The sequence below is a fragment of the Achromobacter sp. LC458 genome (assembly GCF_001005835.2).
Classification (GTDB): Bacteria; Pseudomonadota; Gammaproteobacteria; order Burkholderiales; family Burkholderiaceae_B; genus Achromobacter; species Achromobacter spanius_B.
On record NZ_LBHW02000008.1, the window covers coordinates 186,964 to 203,371 of the forward strand.

At 65.0% G+C, this 16,408-nt stretch carries 16 protein-coding genes; 6 read left to right on the top strand and 10 right to left on the bottom strand.

Annotation, left to right across the window (positions count from 1 at the left end):
* Positions 1 to 21: 21 nt before the first annotated feature.
* On the top strand, positions 22 to 2,829 hold the full coding sequence (glnE, locus tag YH64_RS09780) for a bifunctional [glutamate--ammonia ligase]-adenylyl-L-tyrosine phosphorylase/[glutamate--ammonia-ligase] adenylyltransferase (protein WP_046803716.1): 2,808 nt from the start codon (positions 22 to 24) through the stop codon (positions 2,827 to 2,829).
* A gap of 108 nt (positions 2,830 to 2,937) precedes the next feature.
* Positions 2,938 to 3,612 (top strand): epoxyqueuosine reductase QueH, encoded by a 675-nt coding sequence (locus tag YH64_RS09785; protein ID WP_006218530.1) that lies wholly within the window; start codon positions 2,938 to 2,940, stop codon positions 3,610 to 3,612.
* 55 nt (positions 3,613 to 3,667) lie between these two features.
* Here the strand turns inward: YH64_RS09785 and YH64_RS09790 are convergent, their stop codons facing one another.
* The 10 genes from YH64_RS09790 to YH64_RS09835 form a co-directional block, all read right to left on the bottom strand.
* Positions 3,668 to 4,621 (bottom strand): helix-turn-helix domain-containing protein, encoded by a 954-nt coding sequence (locus YH64_RS09790; protein ID WP_046803717.1) that lies wholly within the window; start codon positions 4,619 to 4,621, stop codon positions 3,668 to 3,670.
* Positions 4,622 to 4,773: 152 nt separating this feature from the next.
* On the bottom strand, positions 4,774 to 5,247 hold the full coding sequence (locus YH64_RS09795) for a cytochrome c (protein ID WP_255444265.1): 474 nt from the start codon (positions 5,245 to 5,247) through the stop codon (positions 4,774 to 4,776).
* A 35-nt stretch (positions 5,248 to 5,282) separates the two neighbouring features.
* On the bottom strand, positions 5,283 to 5,816 hold the full coding sequence (locus YH64_RS09800; RefSeq protein ID WP_046803719.1) for a methylamine dehydrogenase light chain: 534 nt from the start codon (positions 5,814 to 5,816) through the stop codon (positions 5,283 to 5,285).
* Positions 5,800 to 6,438: a methylamine dehydrogenase accessory protein MauD gene (mauD, locus tag YH64_RS09805; protein ID WP_046803720.1), complete on the bottom strand. Its 639-nt coding sequence runs from the start codon at positions 6,436 to 6,438 to the stop codon at positions 5,800 to 5,802. The genes YH64_RS09800 and mauD overlap by 17 nt, the downstream gene beginning before the upstream one ends.
* Before the next feature lie 11 nt (positions 6,439 to 6,449).
* Positions 6,450 to 7,001, bottom strand: a complete 552-nt coding sequence (locus YH64_RS09810) for a MauE/DoxX family redox-associated membrane protein (protein ID WP_046803721.1) — start codon at positions 6,999 to 7,001, stop codon at positions 6,450 to 6,452.
* Positions 6,998 to 8,191: an amine dehydrogenase large subunit gene (locus YH64_RS09815; protein ID WP_046803722.1), complete on the bottom strand. Its 1,194-nt coding sequence runs from the start codon at positions 8,189 to 8,191 to the stop codon at positions 6,998 to 7,000. Before YH64_RS09815 ends, YH64_RS09810 begins: the two co-directional genes overlap by 4 nt.
* Positions 8,192 to 8,207: 16 nt before the next feature.
* Positions 8,208 to 8,402 carry a hypothetical protein gene (locus tag YH64_RS09820; RefSeq protein ID WP_046803723.1) on the bottom strand — a complete coding sequence of 65 codons (195 nt, stop codon included), beginning with the start codon at positions 8,400 to 8,402 and terminating at the stop codon, positions 8,208 to 8,210.
* 8 nt (positions 8,403 to 8,410) lie between these two features.
* Positions 8,411 to 9,922, bottom strand: coding sequence for a phenylacetaldehyde dehydrogenase StyD (styD, locus tag YH64_RS09825; RefSeq protein ID WP_046803724.1), 1,512 nt, complete (start codon positions 9,920 to 9,922; stop codon positions 8,411 to 8,413).
* 208 nt (positions 9,923 to 10,130) lie between these two features.
* Positions 10,131 to 11,120: a quinone oxidoreductase gene (locus tag YH64_RS09830; protein WP_046803725.1), complete on the bottom strand. Its 990-nt coding sequence runs from the start codon at positions 11,118 to 11,120 to the stop codon at positions 10,131 to 10,133.
* A gap of 51 nt (positions 11,121 to 11,171) precedes the next feature.
* Positions 11,172 to 12,155: a DMT family transporter gene (locus tag YH64_RS09835; RefSeq protein ID WP_046803726.1), complete on the bottom strand. Its 984-nt coding sequence runs from the start codon at positions 12,153 to 12,155 to the stop codon at positions 11,172 to 11,174.
* A 72-nt stretch (positions 12,156 to 12,227) separates the two neighbouring features.
* On the opposite strand from YH64_RS09835, the gene YH64_RS09840 reads away from it, so the two are divergent.
* The 4 genes from YH64_RS09840 to YH64_RS09855 all read left to right on the top strand — a co-directional run.
* The gene (locus YH64_RS09840) at positions 12,228 to 13,115 is read left to right on the top strand and encodes a DMT family transporter (protein ID WP_046803727.1); all 888 of its coding nucleotides are present in this window, start codon (positions 12,228 to 12,230) and stop codon (positions 13,113 to 13,115) included.
* 31 nt (positions 13,116 to 13,146) lie between these two features.
* Positions 13,147 to 13,653, top strand: coding sequence for a MarR family winged helix-turn-helix transcriptional regulator (locus YH64_RS09845; RefSeq protein WP_082134389.1), 507 nt, complete (start codon positions 13,147 to 13,149; stop codon positions 13,651 to 13,653).
* Between the two features lie 106 nt (positions 13,654 to 13,759).
* Positions 13,760 to 15,205, top strand: a complete 1,446-nt coding sequence (locus tag YH64_RS09850) for an efflux transporter outer membrane subunit (protein WP_046803729.1) — start codon at positions 13,760 to 13,762, stop codon at positions 15,203 to 15,205.
* Between the two features lie 22 nt (positions 15,206 to 15,227).
* Positions 15,228 to 16,408, top strand: a 1,181-nt coding sequence (locus YH64_RS09855) for an efflux RND transporter periplasmic adaptor subunit (protein ID WP_143215315.1), incomplete at its 3' end; no start/stop codon positions are given.

The following is a 16,408-nucleotide window of genomic DNA, read 5'->3' on the forward strand; positions in this document are numbered from 1 at the left end:
TTCGTCTGCCGCCTCCACGCCATGTCCTCGCCCTCTTTGCTTGCCCCCGCCCTTGCCTGGTCCGGTCATTTGCGCCGCCGACTGGACGCCCATCCCGACCTGGCCGCCTGGCTTGCAGAGGCCGTGCAGCAGCCCGTCACGGCCGCTCGCATGGCGCAATGGCAGGCCGAACTGGCGGGCCCCGACGCGCCGGACATCCTGCCCGTGGACACCTGCCGCATGGTGCTGCGCAAATTACGCGAACGCGTATTCAGCGTATTGATCGTGCGGGACTTGTCCGGCCAGGCCGATCTGGAAGAAGTGGTCGGCGCAATGACCACACTGGCGGACATCGCGGTGGCGCAAGCCTACCGCAGCGTGGCCACCGACCTGGCGGCCGTGCACGGGGTGCCGCGCGACCCGGCCACCGGCAAGCCCCAGGAAATGCTGATCGTCGGCATGGGCAAGCTGGGCGGGTGCGAGCTGAACGTGTCCTCGGACATCGACCTGATCATGCTGTATGGCGAAGAAGGCGAAACCGACGGCCCGCGCCGCATCAGCCACCACGAGTTCTACGGTAGGCTCACCCGGCGCATGATGCCGGTGATTTCGGAAGTGGATGCGAACGGCCAGGTATTTCGCACGGACCTGCGCCTGCGACCCGACGGCGACGCCGGCCCGCTGGCCTGGAGTCTGGACGCGCTGGAGCACTATCTGATCGGCCAGGGCCGCGAATGGGAACGTTATGCCTGGTTGAAGGCGCGCCTCATGCCCGCCCAGGCGTTTGAAGGCAGCGACAGCGCCGCCCAGGCCCGCCAGTTGGAAAGCCTGCGCGTGCCATTCGTCTATCGCAAGTATTTTGACTTTGATGCGCTGGCCGCGCTGCGCGCGCTGCGCGAACGTATCCGCCAAGACTGGCAACGTCGCGCCATGGCGCGCAACGGCATCGACAGCGCCAACAATATCAAGTTGGGTGACGGCGGCATCCGCGAGATCGAATTCGTGGTGCAGTTGGCACAACTGATACGCGGCGGTCGCATGCCCGCCCTGCAAAAACGCGGCCTTCTGGAAGCGCTGCACGCCGAGCGCGTGGCCGGGCTGGTGCCGGAGGACGACGCGCGCCGCCTTGAAGAGGCCTATCGCTACCTGCGCCGCACCGAACACGCCTTGCAGTATCGCGAAGACGAACAGACGCATCTGTTGCCCGGCGACGCCGAACAGCGAGCCGCGCTGGCCGCTGCGCTGGGCATGAGCCATGACGATTTTGAAAGCACGCTGGCCGCGCACCGCAAATTCGTCTCGCAAACGTTCCGCAACGTGTTCCGCATGGTCGGCATGGGCGATGCCGAGGACACCGGCGCGTCGGGCGACGCCTCCGACGACGCCGAAGAGCCCGACAACGAATGCGAATTGGCCGAGCAGATCCGCCAGGCTTTCGGCGACGAGGCCCAAGACCTGTTGCGGCGTACCGAGACCCTGTTGGGCAGCCATCGCGTACGCAGCCTGCCCGAAAGCAGCCGCCGCCGCATGGAAGCCCTGCTGCCCGCCGCGCTGCGCGCCGCGCGGCAGACTCCGGCGCCCTTGAACGCCGCTGTCCGCCTGTTTGACCTGATCGAGAAAATTGCCCAACGCAGCGCCTACCTGGCGCTGTTGGCCGAATACCCCGACACCCTGGCGCGCGTGGCGCGCATGGTGGCGGCCAGCCCGTGGGCCGCGCAGTATCTGACGCAGCACCCCTTGCTGCTGGACAGCCTGATCGACTGGCGCACCTTGTTCCAACCGCTGGACTTCGCGCAGATCGCGCGGCAGTTGACCGCCGACCTGGATGCTTGCCGACTGCCCGATGGCTCGCCGGACATCGAGCGTCAGATGAACCTGATGCGCGACGTACAGCGCCAGGCCAGCTTCCAGCTGCTGGCGCAGGATCTGGAAGGCGAACTCACGGTTGAAAAGCTGGCCGACCAATTGTCGGCGCTGGCCGACTTGCTGCTGACTGAGACCATTCGCCGCGCCTGGCCGCTGGTGAACAAGCTGGAAGGCGAGCCGCCCCGATTCGCCGTCATCGCGTACGGCAAGCTGGGCGGCAAGGAACTGGGCTACGCGTCCGACCTGGACCTGGTGTTTCTGTTCGACGATGCGCGCGAGGACGCCGCCGAGGTCTACGCCAAGCTGGGCCGTCGCATGACGTCGTGGCTGTCGACGATGACTTCGTCGGGCCGGCTGTATGAAGTGGACCTGCGCTTGCGGCCCGATGGCGACGCCGGGCTGCTGGCCGTATCCGTGGAAGCGTTCGAGCAATACCAGCACAAGCATGCCTGGGCCTGGGAACACCAGGCGCTGACCCGCGCGCGCTTTGCGGCTGGGGATACCAACGTGGGCGCCCGTTTCGAAGCCATCCGCGAAGCGATCCTGGTGCAGCCGCGCGACCCCGCCGCCCTGCGCAACGAAGTGCTGGCCATGCGCGAAAAGATCAACGCCGGCCATCCCAACACCAGCCAGCAGTTTGATTTGAAACACGACCGCGGCGGGATGGTCGACGTGGAATTCGTGACGCAGTACCTGGTGCTTTGCTATGCGGGCACGCACCCCGTGTTTGTGAAGAACCTGGGCAACATCACGCTGTTGCGCCTGGCGGGCGAAGCCGGGCTGATCGCGCCCGAGCTCGCGGCACGCGCCGCCGACGCCTACCGCACCTTGCGCCGCGTGCAGCATCAGCTGCGCATGCAGGGCGTGGAAAAGGCGCGGGTGGGCCCGGATCAGCTGGTGGACGAACGCACGGCGGTGCGCGAGCTGTGGGATTCGGTGATGGGGCCGCAGCCGGGGTCACAGCTTGGGGCACAGCTTGGGTGACACGTGACCTTGGGCCGAGTGGTGGCCCGGGTCACCGCCCAAGCGCCGGCCCGGGCGCGGCGACTCGCGGTAAAATAAGGCGTTTTTCGTCTTTTTTCCTTGCACGCCATGTCCGAACTCGTCCGCCCCAAGCTTGACCTTCCCGCCGGCCGGAGCAAAGTGCTGATGCACTCGTGCTGCGCGCCCTGTTCTGGCGAGGTCATGGAAGCCATGACGGCTTCCGGCATCGACTACGCGATCTACTTCTATAACCCGAACATTCATCCGGTAAAAGAGTACGAGATCCGCAAGCAGGAAAACATCCGCTTTGCCGAGCAGCACGGCATCGAATTCATCGACGCCGACTACGACATGGACAACTGGTTCGACCGCGTCAAGGGCATGGAAGACGCCCCCGAGCGCGGCGAACGCTGCACCGCCTGCTTCGACATGCGCTTTGAACGCACTGCCCTGTACGCGCACGAGCACGGCTTTGACACCATCACCAGCTCGTTGGGCATTTCGCGCTGGAAAGACATGAACCAGATCAACGGCTGCGGCGAACGCGCCGCCGCCCGCTACGACGATCTGATTTACTGGACCTACAACTGGCGCAAAGGCGGCGGTTCGGCCCGCATGATCGAAATCAGCAAGCGCGAAAACTTCTATCAGCAGGAATATTGCGGCTGCGTGTATTCGCTGCGCGACACCAACCGCCATCGCCGCGCGCAAGGTCGCGACCGCATTCACATCGGCGTGAAGTTCTACGGCAAAGAAGACCTGATCAACGAAGAGCAGCTGTAAATACCGGCCGACACTTGCGCTGTCGGACCCTGCCTTCTACCGTCGGCTCAGCCCGTCAACGCCCTTGCCGCCGATATTCTGACGGCGACGCGCCGAACCGCTTGCGGAAAGCGTGACTGAAGCGCGCCGCATCTGAAAATCCCAAGCGATACGCGATATCACCGATCTGCCGCGCCGACTGCGTGGCATCGCGCAGCACGTCGCGGCTGCGTTGCAGCCGGGTGCCAAGAATGAATTCGGCCGGCGTCGTCGATGCCAGCGCAAACAGGTTGTACAGATAGCGGCGCGACATCCGAAACACCGCCGCGGTCGAGGCCGGCGACAGATTCGGATCGTGCAGATTTTCCATGATGTGCTGCTGCACGCGCCGCAATTGCGCCTGCTTGACCCCTATCTGGTCTTGTTCGAGCTGCCCTCCCGTCCGCTCGCTGATATCCAACCCCATCATTTGCAGCACCGCGTTGGCGGCGTCGCGCGCGGCGCTTTCTGACAGATGGGCGTGTTCGTTCAGCGCCACCCGCAGCAGATCCATCGCCATGCGGCCGCAGCCTTGCCGTGCGCTGAAGCTGCGCGCCACCGCGTTGTGCATGTGCGGCTGCCAGGTCTCGGCATGCTTGCCCGGCACCTGCATCACCAGGAAATGCGCACCCTCGTCAACGTCAACCTCGTAGGGACGCGTCGTGTCGTAGATGCTCCATTCGCCCGGCGTCAGCAAGGCGCTGCGACTGGATTGGCGAATTTCGCTGCGGCCCGACAGTTGCAGCGTGACTTTGTAGCCCGCCTGCTCGGACTGGCCCGCCAGCAGCTTGCTGCGGCGCACGCGCTGCGCGCTGCTGCGCAATTCGCTAACGTGCATCCAACCCAGCGAATCCACCGCCACGCTATTGCGAAAGCGTGCGGAAGATACCGCCGATACTTCCAACGGTACGAAGGTGCTGCTGATGCTTTCCTGCCAGCTGGCGCAATCCAGAAAATGGCTGGGCGTGCTGCGCAACAAGGACGATGACATGGCGACTCCGGCGTCTGGAAACGGCGTGCCTTTTGTGCCTGGATCGGCTAGCCCCGTGGCACAGCTACAGCGTTCGGTGGATGGATGCTGCCTCTTTCTAGCACCACGCCTGGCGGGCGAGTATCGGTGACAACCCCTAAAAATTGTCCGGACTAGGGCTTTCTGTCATTACCGTAAGAATAATCAGACAAGGTGAAGCCCATTGCCGCCAACGCCTTGGCCAATTCATGCCGAACGGGCACCACATCGTCATAACGGCGCGGCCGGGCCGCGGCCACTTCCGCTTCGTCATAGGGAACAAAATCCGCCGGCAACTGGGCCGGGCTGAATTCGGTCAGCACCCAATTCAGCACGTCGGCAAGCTCGGCATGACTCAGCTGCGAGTGCGCGGCGCCCGGCACCCGAACCAGATATTCACGTCCGGCGGGCAAGTGCACGAATGCTCCCACCGACTGCCGAAAATCGGGAATGCCGTGCGGGTTGCTGCCGCGACCATCCCCGCGATGGCAACCCGCGCATTGCAGGACGTAGTCGGCCCTGGCGGCCTGCCGCAGGCGGTCTGTCGGGGCGGTATCGCCCTGGGCCGCCGCCTGCCCCGCCAAGAGCAGGGCGAGGGCTGTTGCCAAGCACCGCCGTCGCATGCGCGCGTTGCCGCCCTGCCTCATGGTTTGGCCGGCGCCTTCGGCTGCGGTTTGGCCATGCCCACGATCACCGACGTTGTGCAGTGAAAGATCGAGGACTCATTCGACATGCACCAGTTCACGTCGTTGTGCAGGAACATCTGATAGCCCGGGCGCTCGCGCTCGGCGGCCGCGCACATGCACTTGCCGCAAGCCGTCTTGCCGCAGCAGTCGTTGTAGCTGATCAGATAGTCCTTGCCGTCCAGCGGGTTATGGCAGGTGCCCACCCACGACACGGCGGACGGCGAGGTGCCGGGCGGGCACGATGTCATGCTGCCGCCGCAGCACGAACATAAAAACCCGTCCACCGCGCAATAGCGCCAGTAGTCGCAAGCCGTGTCGTCGGTTTGCGGCTTCTTCGCGGCGGCAGGCGCCGAGCGGGCCACCGGCAGCACCGGCACCAGAAACGCGGTGCCGACCAGCAGCTTGCCGATGCGATTCAACACGCTGCGCCGCGACGTGGCGTGCGCGACCGAGCGCGTGGCGCGCTCTCCCAATTTATCCAGCCAGTGCATTGCGGCTCTCCTTGCGGGAAATCTGGGGTTCGTCCAGCGTGCCAGCGGCCAGGAATTCCTGTACCGACGCCACGCCAAGTTCCTTGGCCGTGAACAGGCTTTCAAGTTGCTCGCGGGAGTTGATCAGCCCCTTGGCGCGCAGGGTGCCGGTTTCATCGAGCAGCACCGCGTAAGGCAGCTTGCTGATCTGAAACTTCATGCCCAGTTCGGTGGACAGCACGTAGGGGAATCTTTCCAGGCCAGCCTGCTTGTAGAACGCAAGATGCTCGGGCATCTCGCCATCGCTGGCCAGAACGATGCGCAACCACGCGTTTTCCGTGGCGGCCACCGATTTCAGGATGGGCAACAGCTTCTTGCACACCGGGCAGGTGGGCGACAGAAAGAACAGCAGCTGGCTGTGTTGGCCGCGTTCACCGATGGTGATGCGGCGGCCCAGCAGATCGGGCAAGGCAAAGTGCGGCGCGGGCTCGCCCACGGCGGGGCCCTTGTCCATCGTCAGCGCCCCCATCGGCGCCACGCGTTCATACAGCACGCCGATCTGGCGCGACAGGGCCAGGATGACCAGCACCAGGCACAGCACCACGCCCCACAACAGGAAATTGGAAATGATCAAGGCATCCATATGAAACTCCTTCAAAGGTTCCGTAGCTTGAGATGCGAGGCCAATAGGTGATTGGCGGTGAAGTACAGGCCCACGGCGGTCATCGCCAGGCCGAACACGGCGGCGGCGTCCGCCCATTGCAGGCCGCGCGCATGGCCCGACAGCGATGCCAGCGCCGGCAGCGTCCATAGCGCCAGCGCGCCGTTGCGCAGCACCAGCCACCCTGTCAGGCCGCCATGCGGCGCACCCGGCGCCTTGGCAACCGGCCCCGAACATCCGCAATCGATATCCCGGTGCCCGCGCGCCAGGTTGATCGCCAGCGCCAGGGTTGCCACGGCCAGCACGCCCAAGGCCAGCGCGGCGCCAAGCGGCTGGCGCCCCGGGATCAGCAGCAACGCGCCCGCCGCGATCTCGGCAAGCACGTAGGCTCGTGCAAACACGCCCACAAGGCCGGCCGGCAGCAGGTCGTAACCGGATACGGCCGCTGTGAACGCCGTCAGGTCCTTGATCTTTTCAAGCGCGCCCAACAGCAGCACGCATGCCAGCGCGGCGCTGGCGCCGTAGAACAGCACGGGATCATTCATGGCGTGCTCCGGACGGGTTGCGGCTCGACCTGCACCGCGGTTTCACCCGCGGCCTGAATGGTGGTCTTGAACACCGGCGCCGTCGGCACGGCGTCGAACACGCTGACGTTACTGCCGTCGATGGTGAACAGGCGGGGCTGGTCGTCCTGCGAAACCGACATCGACACCGCGCCCTTGCCCGGCACGCGCGCGATGCGCTTGCGGGATTCCAGGTCGTAGACCCAGATCTCGGCAGCGGCATTCTTGTGCGTGCCTTCCGCTCCGTTGGGATGCATGCCCACGTACAGCCGCTTCAACGCGCGGTTGACGGCCAACAGGTTGTAGCCGCCGGGCCGCCAGCCGCGATCTTTGCCGGTGGCATCCAGCAAAGACCATGGCGCGCCAAATTGCACATCCTTGCCGCTGAAATCGGCGGTGTAGACGTTGCCGTTGAAAGACACGAAGTAGAAGGTGTCGCCCAGGTTCTCGGTGTGCGTGAAGACGGGGTCTTTTTCCACGTCGAACATCGGCTTGCTGCGCTGCTGGGCGGCGGGCTTGCCCGCGGCGTCCAGGTCGATGGTTAGCAGCGCGCCATCACCGCAGAGGGTGGTGAAGCTGCGCGGGCGGGACGGCAACGGGATGACGCTCCAGCACCCCGCCGTCGCCGTGATTTCGTCGGTGAACTGACGCGTTTTCAGATCGACCACGGTGACTGACGTGGCCGGCGTGGCGTTCTGCGCCAACAGCAGTTCACCGTCCGTGGTCTGGCGCAGATAGTTGCGATAGTTCAGCGCTTGCGCCCGCTTGTTCGGAATCGGCACTTCGTACTTCGGGGTCAACGTTTCGGCGTCCCACGCTTCGATGACGTCGGTGCGCTTGCCGCGATTGAGCCGCTCGTAATAGGACGTCATGACGTAGATGTCCTGGCCGTTGGCCGATACCGTCATGTGGCCGTTGAGCGATGTGGGCACCAGGCCGAGGAATTTGCCGGTGTCACCGTCGTAGACGTGGATCCGGCTGTCGACCATATGGTTGAAGGCCACGTCCACGACGTAAAGCCGGTGCGCGTTGGCCGGGGGCAAGCGGGTGCCGCCCTTCAGCTCTTCTATGGGCAGGTCGGCCCAGGCTAGGCCCGTGGCGCTGACCAAGGCGGCGCACAGCGCCCATCGTCCCACCCGCGACGCCCGTGATCTGGCTTGCAGCGCAATCATCGATATTCTCCTGGTGTCATGATCCGATTCCCTGGAAGGCGTAGACGTAGCGCAGCTGCACGCCGTGCATCCCAGGCCCGTTCTCGACCTTGAGGTCGTGGATGTACTGCATTTGAATCTGGTTGGCGTCGTTGACCGGGTGGGTAAGCTCAAGCGCCAGTGGGTGGCTGCGCGCGATCGCCACGGTTTCGTCGGGCGAAGCGTCCCGCATCCTGCGTGCTAGTACGCGATGCAAACCGACTTCTTCTCCAGATACATCTCAATCACCGCCCTGCCATGTTCGCGGCCGACGCCCGATTGCTTGAACCCGCCAAACGGCATGTTGGGGTCCAGCATGTTGTGCGTGTTGACCCACACCGTGCCCGCATCGATTTGCGGGATCAGGCGCTGCACGCGCGTCAGGTCGTTGCTCCAGATGCTGGCGCCCAGTCCGAACGCGCTGTCGTTGGCCAGACGCACCGCGTCATCCAGCGTGTCGAACGATTGCGCCACGACGACGGGCCCGAAGATTTCTTCCTGGGTGATGCGCGCTTGTTGCGGTACATCCGCGAACACGGTGGGACGCACGAAGTAGCCATCGCCATCGCCTGCCACGCCCCCGGCCAGTACCCGCCCGCCTTCGGCGCGGCCGATACCGATGTAGTCCATGACACGCTGCTTGTGGCGCGCCGAAATCAGCGGCCCGATCTGCGTGGCGGGATCAAAGCCCGACCCCAGCGTCATGCCGGCGGCCACGTCGGCCAGCCCCTGCACCACCTTGTCATACAGGCCACGTTGCACGTACAGGCGCGAACCCGCCGTGCATACCTGACCCTGGTTGAAGAAGATGGCGGCGGCGGCGCCTTGCACGGCGCGGTCCACGTCGCAGTCATCCAGCACGATGACGGGGGATTTGCCGCCCAGTTCCAGCGACACGCGCTTCATGTCGTCCATGGCGGCCCGGCCGATCAGCTTGCCGACCTCGGTAGAGCCGGTGAAGGCAATTTTGTTGATCCCCGGATGCGCGACCAGCGCCGCGCCGGTGGTCTCGCCACGGCCAGTGATGACATTGACGACGCCCGGTGGAAAGCCCGCCTGAAGCACCAATTCGGCCAGCCGCAACGCGGTCAGCGGGGTTTCTTCGGCGGGCTTGAGGACAACGGTGCAGCCGGTGGCCAGCGCGGGCGCGATCTTCCACACCGCCATCAACAAGGGAAAATTCCACGGAATGATGGCGCCGACCACCCCGACCGGCTGCGCCAGCGTGTAGGCGCTGTACTGCACGCCGGGGGGAAACGGAATCGACAGCGACAGTGTGTCGCCCGTGATCTTGGTGGCCCATCCGGCCATGTAGCGCAGCCACTGTGCCCCCGCGCCCACTTCCAGCCCCTGCGCAATGCCCAGCAGCTTGCCGTTGTTCAACGTTTCCAGACGGGCCAGTTCCGTACCGTGCTGTTCAAGCAGGTCGGCCAGCTTCAGCAGCAGCCGTTCGCGGCCGGCGGGCAGCATGTCGCGCCACGGGCCCGAGGTAAAGGCGCGCCGCGCCGCTTGTACCGCCAGATCCACCTGGGCGGGTCCGGCATCGGGCTGGTGGGCGATGACGCGGCCGGTGGCTGGGTCGTACACGGGGATCGGCTGGCCCTGCCCTTCGTGTACCGGCTGCCCGTCTATCAGCATGAATTCCCGGATGGCGGCCAGTTCCGGGCGGTCGCTGGCGGCGGTGTCGGTGGCGCTGCTGCGTGCTGAAGACATCTGAACGCTCCAACAAAAAGTGTGGAGCCAGGATAGCAACGGCATTGCGCGCAGGCTTGTCGGGCCGTGCATGGGGATTTGTCATTCTGCGCACGGCGCGCGGCAGCAAAAAGGGCCGGGCAAGCCGCGCATTGCGCGTCTTGCCCGGCCCTGGTTCAGCCGGCTACGGCATGATCCGGCCCGAGGGCCGGCAGCCGATTCTGGCGGATCAGTCCAGCATCAGCACGGTGGCGCCGGTGGTCTTGCGCGAGGCCAGCGCGGTCTGCGCTTCGCCCGCTTGCTCCAGCGAATAGCGCTGGTCGATGCGCACCTTGATCTTCTTCTTCAAGACCAGGTCAAACACTTCTTCCGAGGCAGCTTGCAGCTTTTCCAGCGTGTTCACATGCACGCCCAGCGACGGACGCGTCACGTACAGGCTGCCCTTTTGGTTCAGCACGGCCAGGTTGACGCCGGCGACAGGACCGGACGCGTTGCCAAAGCTGACCATCAGGCCGCGCGGCTCGATGCAGTCCAACGAGGTTTCCCAGGTGTCCTTGCCCACGCCGTCGTAAACGACCGGCACTTTCTTGCCCTTGGTCAATTCCAGCACGCGCTCGGCGACGTTTTCGCGCGAGTAGTCGATGGTTTCCCAGGCGCCGTTGGCGCGGGCCAGTTCGGCCTTTTCCGGGCTGGACACGGTGCCGATCAGCTTCACGCCCAGGGCCTTGGCCCATTGGCAGGCGATCAGGCCCACGCCGCCAGCAGCCGCGTGGAACAGAATGGTTTCACCGCCTTGCAGGCGATAGGTCTGGCGGAACAGGTATTGCACCGTCAAGCCCTTGAGCATCAGCGCGGCGGCCTCGTCAAAGCCGATGCCCTTGGGCACCTTCACGACCTGGTTGGCGGGCACATTGCGCGCCTGCGCGTACGCGCCGATGGGGCTTTGGCCGTACGCGACGCGGTCGCCCTTTTTCAGGTGCTTGACGTCAGCGCCCACGGCAGTAACCACGCCGGCGGCTTCAAAGCCCAGGCCATGCGGCAACGGATGGGGGTACAGGCCCGTGCGGAAATAAATGTCGATGAAGTTCAGGCCAGCGGCGTGCTGTTCGATCGTGACTTCATTGGCGGCCGGCGCCGGCACTTCCACGTCAACCAGCTTCAGGACTTCGGGACCACCGTGTTGCTCGATACGAATTGCCTTGACGAGATTGCTGGCCATGCTGGCCTCCTTTAAATGAAAGTGATGCGAATAAACCAAGAAAACCAGATTTCAACGCGGCGGCAGCGGGGCCTCGCGCGGGGCGACCGGTGCCGCTTTGCCGGCGCCGCCGCCCATCAATGCGAATACGCCGGTCAACACCAAGGCCGTGCCCGCCATCTGCCATACCGTGATGGGCTCGTCCAGGAACCACGACGCCAGGAACAGCACCGACACCGGCCCCATCATGCCCAGCAACGAGGCCGTCGGCGCGCCGATCAGCGATACCGCCCACATCAGCATGAACACCGGCACCACCGTGTTCAAGGTGGCGTGAATAACGGAATATCCATACACACCCGCCGGCTGGATCAACATTGACGGCGGGTGGATCACAAAAAACTGGATGATGCAGGCGATGCACGACACCAGCATGGCGTAGGCCACCAGGCGCGTCGGCCCGACCCGCTTGATCAGTTCGCCCGAACAAATCAGGTACACAGAATAGCTTGCCGCCGAGCCAAAAACGAACAAAGACCCTAACAGCACCTCGTTGCCGGCACCGAAGGACAGGTCGTGGGCAAACACCAGCACCACGCCCGTATAAGACAGCACCATGGCCAGCCACTGCCGGCGCTCGATGGGGCGCTTGAACCAGAACGCGGACAGCAGCACCACCAGCGATGGCGACAGAAACAGGATCAAGCGTTCAAGGCTGGCGGTGATATAGCGCAGCCCCAGAAAATCCAGGAAACTGGACAGGTAATAGCCCAGCAGCCCCAGCACGATGACCTGCACGCGCTCCTTCGGAGTCATGACGACGATCTCGCCCCGCGCGGCGCGGCGCGACTGGTACCAGGCCACCGCCGCGAAGAACGGCATCGCGAACAGCATGCGAAAGGCGATCAACGTAACGGCGTCAATCCCATAGCGATAGGTGAACTTGACGACAATCGCCTTCGCGGAAAACAGCACCGCGCCAAGCATCGCCATGAGGATTCCGGCCACGCGACCGGACGGGCTATAAAGCGGCAAAAGCTTGGCAATACGATTCATGCGATGATTTTAGATTCAGTGCAAGCCGATTTGCACGCCCCAACATCGCTTTTTGGCATCGACACCCCAGGCATGACCCGACAACGCGCTCTAACGAATATCCATATTGCCGCCGTGCTTTTCGGCCTGACCGGCGTTTTCGGGGAGTTGATACAAGCCGGCGCCGCCGTCATCACGCTGGGCCGCGCCCTCTTCGCGGTGATTTCGCTGGGGGTCTTTGCCCGGCTGCGCGGCAAGCCGCTGCTGGGTGTGCTGACGCCCGCGCAACTATTCGTGCTGGTGCTGGCCGGCGCGCTGCTGGCCGCGCACTGGGTCACGTTCTTCATTTCGGTCAAGGTTGGGGGCATCGCCATTGCCACGCTGGGCTTCGCCAGCTTCCCGGCCTTCATCACGCTATTCGAAGGCCTGCTCTTTCGCGAACGCATCCGCGCCGGCGAATGGATGTTGCTGGGTCTGGTCACGGCCGGGCTCATCCTGGTCACCCCGTCTTTCGACCTGGCGGACCAGGGCACCATCGGCCTGGCCTGGGGCTTGTTGTCCGGCCTGACGTTTGCACTGCTTGCCCTGAGCAACCGCCGCTCTGCGTCCGGCATGGACCCGATGCAGGTGGCCTGCTGGCAAAACGTCGTCGTGGCGTTGGTGATGGTGCCGTTTGCGGTGGGCCAGCTGCCGGCGCTGCCGGCGGTGGACTGGTTCTGGCTGGCCTTGCTGGGCGTGTTCTGCACGGGGCTGTCGCACTACCTGTTTGTCTCCAGCCTGACGCGGCTTAACGCACGCACGGCCGGGCTGGTGATTGCGCTGGAACCGGTCTATGCCATTGCCTTTGCATGGGCGCTGTTCAGCCAGGAACCCACGCCGCGCATGATGGCGGGCGCGGCCCTGATCGTCGCCGCAATCGTCTGGTCGGGCCTGCGCAAGGGCGCGCCCGAGGCCCATAACGCGGCGAATTCACAGCCTTGACAATAACTGACTAGGCAGTAAAATTCGGCCCATGAATGCCGAAACTGCCCCGCCCGCCGCCGATTCCCCCGTCCATTACCGCAGCGATCACCGCTGCATGGGGGAAGAGAACGCCGGCTACCTCATCAAGCTGGTCTATCACTCGCTGACCCGAATGCTGGACCAGGAAATGGCCCCGCTTGACCTGACCGCGATGCAATGGCGTCCGCTGGCCATGGTCTTTCTGGGGCGCGCCGACACCCCGGCCGAACTGGCCCGCCTGAACGACATGGACACCGGCGCCATGACCCGCGCGCTTGACCGCTTAGAGGCAAAAGGCCTGCTGCGGCGTAACCGCAGCCAGCAGGACCGCCGTGTCGTGAAGATTGAATTGACGGAACTGGGCGAAGCCAAGGCCCGCGAAATCGCGCCCAACATCGCCCGTTCGCTCAATCATCACCTGCGCGGTTTTTCGGCCGATGAAGTAACGCAGCTGATGCATTTCCTGCGTCGCATGATCGCCAACGGCTCGGCCTCGGGCACGGCGCCGGAACGGTGACGCCGCCAGTCCCCCATTGCTTGGCCCCGGAACCGGGGTTTTTATTTGGCATAATGTTTGCCTAGGCAAATACAGATTAATCAATCACTTTCAGCAAACAGTCAGGATGAAACGCCTTCTTTCTACCGTATTGGTGCTGGCACTTAGCGGCTGCGCACTGATGGAACCCGGGCCCGAACCCGTTGTAGCGCTGGATGCGGCCAAACTGGGGCTGACGGCTCACGACACGGCCTGGCCCAACACGCAATGGTGGCAACGCTACGGCGACCGCCAGCTCAACGCCCTGATGGACGAAGCGCTGGCCAACAGCCCCTCAATGAGCGCTGCCCAAGCGCGACTGGCCAAGGCCAACGCCGCCGTCAGCTCTGCCCGCGCCCCGCTGATGCCCCGCGTGGACGCCAACTACTCCCTGAATCGCGAACACCTGTCGGCCGACTACATCTACCCGGCCCCGCTGGGCGGCACCGTCGTCAGCGACAACCGGCTGGCGCTCGATTTCAGTTATGAACTGGATTTCTGGGGCAAGAACCGTTCGCGCCTGAAGTCGGCCGTGTCCGAGCGCGAAGCCGCCACCGCCGACGCCCAGGCCGCGCGCAACATGCTCGCCAGCGCCACCGTGCGCGCCTACCTGAATCTGCAAAACGCCTTTGCCCAACGCGACGTGCTCAAGCGCGTGATCGCGCAGCGCGCTGACGTCTTGTCCCTGACCCAGGGCCGTTATAGCGCCGGGCTGGACACGCAGGTGGAAGTGAAACAGGCTGAGTCCTCGTTGGCAGCCGGCAAGGTCGAACTGACCCAGACGGAAACCACGCTGGCGCAGCTGCGCAACCAGGTTGCGGCGCTGGCCGGCGCGGGCCCGCAGCGCGGGCAGTCGCTAGTTGCGGTGGACCTGACCGCCCCCGCGGGCGTCGTGCCCACCGCCATCCCGCTGGACCTGCTGGGCCACCGGCCCGACGTCGTGGCCTCGCGCTGGCGCGCCGAAGCCGCGCGCAGCGCCATCGATACCGCCAAGGCCGAGTTCTATCCCAACGTCAACTTGACGGCATTCGCCGGCTTCCAGGCATTGGGCACGGGCAACCTGCTTGGCGCTGCCGCCCGCACTGCCGGCTTCGGCCCGGCCGTCACGTTGCCGATCTTCCACGGTGGCGAATTGAACGCCAACCTGGCCGGCCGCCGCGCCGACGCGGACCTTGCCGTGTCCGACTACAACCAGGCCGTGCTGGACGCCGTGCATCAAGTGGCCGACGCGCTGGACGGGCTGCGCCTGCTGGAACAGGAACGCACCCAACAGCGCCAGGCCCGCGAGGCCATCGAGGCCGCGTACGACCTGGCCGTTAACCGCTACAAGGCGGGGCTGGGCAACTACATCACCGTGCTGATCGCGCAAACCGGCGTGCTGACGCAGGCGCGCATGGATACCGATCTGCGTATCCGCGCCTACCAGCTTGACGCCAATCTTGCCAATGCGCTGGGCGGCGGCTACACCCCGCCCGTCCCCACGGACACCGCGCAAGCCGCGCAGGCCGCCCCGGCCACGAACCCCATTCATTGAACGATCCTCGGATTCAGACGTCATGAACGCTGCCACCCCCACCGCCAATCCCGCCCGCAAACGCCTCTTGCTGCTGGCCTCCGGCGTCTTCATTCTTATCGCCATCGCCTACGCCATCTGGTGGTTCCTGTTTGGCGCCCACTTTGAAAGCACCGACGACGCCTACGTGCACGGCAACCTGGTGCAGATTACGCCGCAAGTGCCGGGCACCGTGATCGCCATCGAGGCCGACGATACCGAAACCGTCGCCGCCGGCCAGCCGCTGGTGCGCCTGGACCCGGCCGACACCGACGTGGCCCTGCAACAGGCGCAGGCCAAGCTGGCGCAGATGGTGCGCCAGGTTCGCACCTACTACGTGCAGAACGATGCGCTGGCCGCCGACGTCGATCTGCGCAATGCCGACATCCTGCGCGCCCAGGCCGAGCTGACCCGCGCGCAAAGCGACGTCACCCGCCGCCAGCAACTGGCCAAGTCGGGCGGCGTCAGCGGTGAAGAAATCCTGCACGCCGAAGCCGCGCTGAAGTCGGCGCAGTCCGGTCTGGCACAGGCCCGCGCCGCGCTGGCCGCATCGCGCGCCAAGCTGGCCACCAACCAGGCGCTGACGCAAGGCACGACCGTTGCCAATCACCCCGACGTGCTGCAAGCCGCCGCGGGCTTGCGCAACGCGTGGCTGGCCCAGTCGCGTACGGTGCTGCCCGCGCCGGTGGGTGGCGTCATTGCCCGCCGCAGCGCGCAAGTGGGCCAGCGCGTGGCCCCGGGCACCGCGCTGATGACCGTGGTGCCGCTGGACCAGGTCTGGGTGGAAGCCAACTTCAAGGAAGGCCAGCTGCGCAAGATGCGCATCGGCCAGCCGGTCAAGATGGTGGCCGACCTTTACGGCAGCTCGGTCGTTTATCACGGCAAGGTCGCCGGCCTGGATGCCGGCACCGGCAGCGCCTTCGCGCTCTTGCCCGCGCAGAACGCCACGGGCAACTGGATCAAGGTCGTGCAGCGCGTGCCCGTGCGCATCCTGCTCGACCCCGAAGACCTGAAGACGCACCCGTTGCGCGTCGGCCTGTCGATGGACGTGGAAGTGGACGTCGGCCAACAAGACGGCGAAGCGCTGACGCAAGCCGTGCGCAATGAGCCCGCCTGGTCCACGCGCGCCTTCGAACCCGCGCACGACGACGTCGACGCCATGATCAAGAAAATCATCGACGACAA